At 39.7% G+C, this 5,345-nt stretch carries 6 protein-coding genes and 1 pseudogene; 6 read left to right on the plus strand and 1 reads right to left on the minus strand.

Going from position 1 to position 5,345, the window contains the following annotated elements; all coding sequences use genetic code 11:
• Positions 1-485 precede the first annotated feature (485 nt).
• The 6 genes from FTV04_RS16265 to FTV04_RS16290 all read left to right on the plus strand — a co-directional run bounded on the left by FTV04_RS16265 (position 486) and on the right by FTV04_RS16290 (position 5,112).
• Positions 486-1,442, plus strand: coding sequence for a VacJ family lipoprotein (locus FTV04_RS16265; RefSeq protein ID WP_180090399.1), 957 nt, complete (start codon positions 486-488; stop codon positions 1,440-1,442).
• A 98-nt stretch (positions 1,443-1,540) separates the two neighbouring features.
• Positions 1,541-2,509 carry an RsbU family protein phosphatase GigA gene (gigA, locus tag FTV04_RS16270; protein WP_078189557.1) on the plus strand — a complete coding sequence of 323 codons (969 nt, stop codon included), beginning with the start codon at positions 1,541-1,543 and terminating at the stop codon, positions 2,507-2,509.
• A 112-nt stretch (positions 2,510-2,621) separates the two neighbouring features.
• Complete coding sequence (gene gigB, locus FTV04_RS16275; RefSeq protein WP_078189558.1) at positions 2,622-3,140, plus strand: anti-anti-sigma factor GigB; 519 nt, start codon at positions 2,622-2,624, stop codon at positions 3,138-3,140.
• Positions 3,141-3,172: 32 nt separating this feature from the next.
• Positions 3,173-3,997, plus strand: a complete 825-nt coding sequence (locus FTV04_RS16280) for a carbon-nitrogen hydrolase family protein (protein ID WP_180090401.1) — start codon at positions 3,173-3,175, stop codon at positions 3,995-3,997.
• Positions 3,998-4,092: 95 nt separating this feature from the next.
• Positions 4,093-4,518, plus strand: coding sequence for an organic hydroperoxide resistance protein (locus tag FTV04_RS16285; protein WP_111884709.1), 426 nt, complete (start codon positions 4,093-4,095; stop codon positions 4,516-4,518).
• A gap of 201 nt (positions 4,519-4,719) precedes the next feature.
• On the plus strand, positions 4,720-5,112 hold the full coding sequence (locus FTV04_RS16290; protein ID WP_180090403.1) for a DUF4951 domain-containing protein: 393 nt from the start codon (positions 4,720-4,722) through the stop codon (positions 5,110-5,112).
• A 143-nt stretch (positions 5,113-5,255) separates the two neighbouring features.
• On the opposite strand, the pseudogene FTV04_RS16295 reads toward FTV04_RS16290, so the two are convergent.
• Positions 5,256-5,345 (minus strand): annotated as a pseudogene (locus FTV04_RS16295) (IS5/IS1182 family transposase); the annotation flags it as partial.

The raw sequence follows: 5,345 nt of genomic DNA on the forward strand, positions 1-5,345 counted from the left end.
AAAATTTGCTCAAATAAACTTCGAGTAATTTCTACCATCAATCAATGAAAATAATTTCGATCAATCAACTAGTAAAAATCCACACAAGTTGTTCTTCATAATCTCTTAATGATCTTCTTGTTGGTTCGTCACCAGCAAGCTAGGTCAGCTATATTACTCTTTATTTCTAAAGAGTCAACTGGTAATTCAAATTATTTTTAAACTTATCAAATAAAACCAAACTTAATCAATTCAACCAAGTCATTGTTTTATCAGAAGTTTTAATCTTCATCACCGCCGATGGATGTGCATTCTACAGCATTTCACATCCGTTGCAACACCTTTTTTAAAATAATTATTTTGAACGCACATTTTTCACTCAAATTACATTTTTTCATTCATATTTTGATCAAATTTGGTTTAATAGTAATAAATCAGGATTATTTGAACGTTTTTACTTATTATACGGCAAACATTTTGCCGCGCTAAAAGCGTCAGGACTATATATGCGCCAAACTTCTTTTTTATATGCAGGATTATTGTCACTTGTCGTAACAACACCTGTATTTGCAAATGACGAAGCTTCAGCACCTGTTGCTCAAGATTCAGAAGCTGCCAATAAATCAAAAACACAACAACTTGCGCATGCTGCGATGGTCAAGTCATCTGAAGTTGCAAAAAAATTATCTGTTAATGCGAATGCAGCACAATCAGAAGAAGATAAAGACCCTTTCCAACCGATCAACCGGAAAGTTTACGCATTTAATGATTATTTAGATGTCCATATTGCCCGCCCTGCTGCTGTGCAATATGTCGCAAAAACTCCAAAGGATATTCGTGAATCTTATCGTTTATTCCGTAAAAATTTAGGCGAACCTTGGAATGCGTTTAACCAACTCATCCAAGGACGACCGACACGTGCCGCAAAAAGTCTGGGGCGTTTTACTGTTAATACACTGACAACTTTAGGCTTTGCTGACCCTGCAAGCCGTCTAGGTCTAGAAACAGAAGATGAAAACTTTGGCGCGACTTTAGGATATTACGGTATTCCTTCTGGTCCTTATATTGTTCTACCAGTGCTTGGTCCAAGCACATTGCGTCAAACTGTGGGTCTTGCTGTAGATAGTCAAGGACGTCCACAGAAATATATGCTTGATGGTCATGATGTGGCGTATTGGTCTGAGCAAACTTTACGTGGAATCGATACTCGCGCTCAATTACTGGATATCGAAGGTGTATTGCAAGGCGATAAATACGCTCAAATTCGTGATATTTATTTGCAACGCCTGAACTATTCTATTGCTGAGAAAAAAGGTATCGCTGAAGAAAACCTATTTATTGATGAAGAAGATGACGATATTGATGAATCTGAAGATAATTCAGTAGACGTTTCATCTGATGATTCTACCGATTTCATTGATGATAGCATTTCAGATGATACCGACACGGTAACAACTGAATAAATAAAATTTTTCAATTGGCTGGTGTGGTTTTTCCCTCCAGCCATCATTAGCTTGCTATAGTACACTTATTGTCTATCGAAGGATTCATCTAATTCTTTATGTATTTCATTCAACCTACTCGTGATATTCCATATTTAGATCAGGTACTTGATGCGCTTCCTAGCGTACAAATGATTAACATTGAAGATCTAGACTTGTATGATCCAACGATCATTGCAATTGCTGATGTTGCTGACTTTTTAAATCACCAATGGACACTTCCTACCATTGTGCTCGCTTTTGAGCATGAAGGTGCTGCATTGGCTCAAGCGTGGCAACAAGGCGCTTTAGCAGGATGGGTGTGGGATCATATTCCAACCAACCTTCAAGTGGCACTCACTAAAATTGATGCGCAATACAAACGTAATCAAGACAGCCGTGATCTCCCTTCTGCTGCAGATTTGCAAAAACGTTTACTACCCAATCCGATTGAACTCCACAACTATAAAGTTGAAACATTCTTCCAACCATCTGCTTATTTATCGGGTGATTGGTACGATTACTGGAAAATCAGCGATAAAGAAATCATGTTTTATCTCGCAGATGTGTCTGGTCATGGGGTAACGAGTAGTTTACTAACCTCATGGATGGCTGCTTTCCACGGTCGTTCAAAAACCCCGAGAGAACTCATCAAAAAGCTCAATGGCATGCTGGTTCAAGAAAATATTGAAAAGCACATTACCATGATTGCGGGGATACTCAATCTCGATACGCATGTCTTGAAATGGTCTAGCGCAGGGCATTATCCGCCGGCCATTTTATTTGAACCTGGTCTTCCCGCACGAATTTTAAATACCAGCAGCTTCCCACTCGGCTTAACTGAAGACCTAGAAGTGGAAGAGTTTGAATTTACCTTAAATCGTTATTCGCGCTTTGTAATTTGCTCGGATGGCGCACTTGAACCTTTTGACGGTGGATTGAATGAACAGCTAGGTCAATTGGTTTATCACTTGCAAAATCAATCATTTCAAGCACCAGACCATGTTGCTGACGATATTGCCATCCTAAGTTTACGTCGAATCAATTAATCACGAAATCAATTACTTAAACCGAATACGACTTTCTGATCATACTCGGCTACTTGAGTAAGCTGTGCCCCTATGGGATAATTTACTATCCTTCTCTGCAAATGGCATTTATATGTCAACAGGTCATGTTGAATATGCAAGCTTGAACGGAACGCATATTTTTAAGCTTATTGGCGAAGTGCGTGCCCAATCTTGTATTAGTCTAGACAAGTTATTAAACAAAATTGAACAGCAACAAAATGTCGTCGGTGCAATCGTTGATTTAACCCAAACGACATTTATCGATAGCACTGTCCTTGGCATTTTGGCGAAACTGGGTTTGAAGCTTAAACAAGTTCACCATATCCAAGCGGTAATGTTGTCTACAAACTCTGATATCACAACGCTTGCCAATAGCATGGGTTTAGGTCAGGTGTTTGTTATTTTGAATTATTGTGGTGATCCAAGTGTATGCACTCGCGCACTTATGGAAGAACACATTACCCATAGCAATATGCTGAATACGGTTTTAGATGCACACAAAACGCTGATGAAACTAAATGATAGCAACCAAAATATGTTTGAGCCTTTGGTCAAACAACTGCAAAAAGAGCAGGACAATCTAGAGCAACCCAAGCAGCAAAATGTCTAATTTAGGTTAATCACAGCAGAGACCCTCTTCGCATGACTTTACTTTCCGTTGCACAAATGAATTCTCAAAATGACATTGAAGATAACTTCAAAGTGATCGAATCATTGATGCAACAAAGTCAGGCTCAAGGTGCGAGTCTCATTGTATTTCCCGAAAATTTTGTCTGTTTTGCCGCAGGTAAACAACGCGAAACCGCGGCGCAATTTGAAAGTATTCAGCAGCGACTAGAACAACTCGCACATCGTTATCAACTCTGGATTGTTGCGGGCACGCTCCCATGCCCTTATCGTCCAGATGGTTCAATCATTCAAGATGGCCGTGTCCGTACTGTCAGCCTGTGTATCAGCCCTGAACGTACCGAAGCACGTTATGACAAAATTCATTTATTTGATGTGCAAGTTGGTGACGCTGTCGGTGGCTATCAAGAATCAAAATTCTTTGAACCTGGTACTGAAACCGTAGTTGCAACAACACCTTTTGGCAATATTGGCCTGATGGTGTGCTACGACTTGCGCTTTCCTGAACTGGCTTTGAAACTTCGTAGCCAAGGTGCAAACATTTTAACGGCGCCTGCAGCTTTTACTTATACCACGGGTGAAATGCACTGGCAGTTGTTACTGCAAGCTCGTGCCATGGATAGTCAATGTGCTGTATTAGGTGCCGCACAACAAGGCTGGCATGGTGAAAAGCGTCAAACTTGGGGTCATGCTGGAGCAAGCAACAGCCGTGGTCAAATTTTAGCAATCACCGCAGAAGAAGGCGCTCAACTACTCACATTTCCTTTTGACTTAGACGAACAGCAGCAGATTCGTGCATCAATGCCACTGATGCAGCACCGTGTTTTGGTTCAATATTGATTTTCACTCTGTATAAAATTACAAAAAAACTGAATATTATTTAAACAAAATCCCCCACGATATGATTTTGAACCATCATCTGAGGGATTAGAAAAATGACTTTAGAAAAAGCAGTTTATACAGCCCATGCAAAAGCCACTGGTGGTCGTGATGGTCGTGCAACGACGTCCGATGGTCATTTAGATGTTCAATTGGCGGTGCCGAAAATTATGGGGGGTACAGGTAATGGTACGAATCCTGAACAACTCTTCGCCGCTGGTTATTCAGCCTGTTTTTTAGGTGCAATGAAATTTGTGTCTAACCGAGATAAAATTTCGATTACCCCTGCTGCCTACGTCGAGGGTGATGTTGGTATCGGCCCTATTCCAACAGGATTTGGTATCGAAGTGACGCTTAATATTCATCTTGAGGGTATGGATGCAAGTGAGGCACAAAAATTAGTCGATGCCGCGCATATTGTGTGCCCCTATTCAAATGCTACCCGAAACAATATTAATGTCACTTTAAATGTTTTGACTTAAATCCATTTTCAGCTATCTATACAAAGCACTGTTTTAATTTCTTATAAAATAGTGCTTTGAACTTTTTGACTTCTACAAATCTACAGTTGAGCTCAAATAAAATCTTATCCATTTCCAATACATTTAAATATTCATATTCAGCTACCAAAACCTTGCTAAAATATATAACGATTCTTATTTACATTCATTTGTTGATCTATGATGCTTAAACCTCTCCTTATCAGTACATTGCTAATCAGCGCATCTACACTAAGTTTTGCCGAATTAACGCTGTCTGAAAAAGTCCGTCCTCACATTAAATCCTTGGTCAATCCAGATATTCAACGTCTTGCGCTACCGCCAACACCGAACAACATGTCTTTACCTGCTTATGGCCAAGGCATCATTGGTTGGGGTACAGGCCCAGAAGGTGCAGCAGCGCGCTTAGCCAATATCAGTAAAGCCGACGTTGAAAAGCTTAAAACTCAAGATGTCACTTTAGAGATGGTTCAAACTTGGCAAAAGTTTTATGAAAATGAAACGCAGCGCAATGCAGGTAACCCAACCGCGCCCATTCGTGCTGAATTGATGAAGAAAGTTGTCAGTTTGTGGTAAGTGAAAGACCGTACAGCCCATATTTTTTGGGCTGTTTTTGTTCAAATTAAAATAAAAAATTATGAGACATTCGATAGAAAGAATAATGAATAAAATTTAAAAAATGTTTAGGGTGTGTTGACATTTACAGCCGATAAATTGAGCTAAAGAGGCAACCATATAAATATACAAGCTAAAGCAACAGCGCTTTGATAGTTACGTTTTAGCTTATCGTATCTTGTGGCAATTCCTCT

The sequence above is a fragment of the Acinetobacter sp. YH12219 genome, assembly GCF_013417875.1.
Lineage (GTDB): Bacteria > Pseudomonadota > Gammaproteobacteria > Pseudomonadales > Moraxellaceae > Acinetobacter > Acinetobacter amyesii.

Bases quoted from the DNA above. Each gene is read 5' to 3' on its own strand.
- FTV04_RS16265 (WP_180090399.1), top strand. From the start codon at position 486: ATGCGCCAAACTTCTTTTTTATATGCAGGATTATTGTCACTTGTCGTA.
- gigA (WP_078189557.1), top strand. From the start codon at position 1,541: ATGTATTTCATTCAACCTACTCGTGATATTCCATATTTAGATCAGGTA.
- gigB (WP_078189558.1), top strand. From the start codon at position 2,622: ATGTCAACAGGTCATGTTGAATATGCAAGCTTGAACGGAACGCATATT.
- FTV04_RS16280 (WP_180090401.1), top strand. From the start codon at position 3,173: ATGACTTTACTTTCCGTTGCACAAATGAATTCTCAAAATGACATTGAA.
- FTV04_RS16285 (WP_111884709.1), top strand. From the start codon at position 4,093: ATGACTTTAGAAAAAGCAGTTTATACAGCCCATGCAAAAGCCACTGGT.
- FTV04_RS16290 (WP_180090403.1), top strand. From the start codon at position 4,720: ATGCTTAAACCTCTCCTTATCAGTACATTGCTAATCAGCGCATCTACA.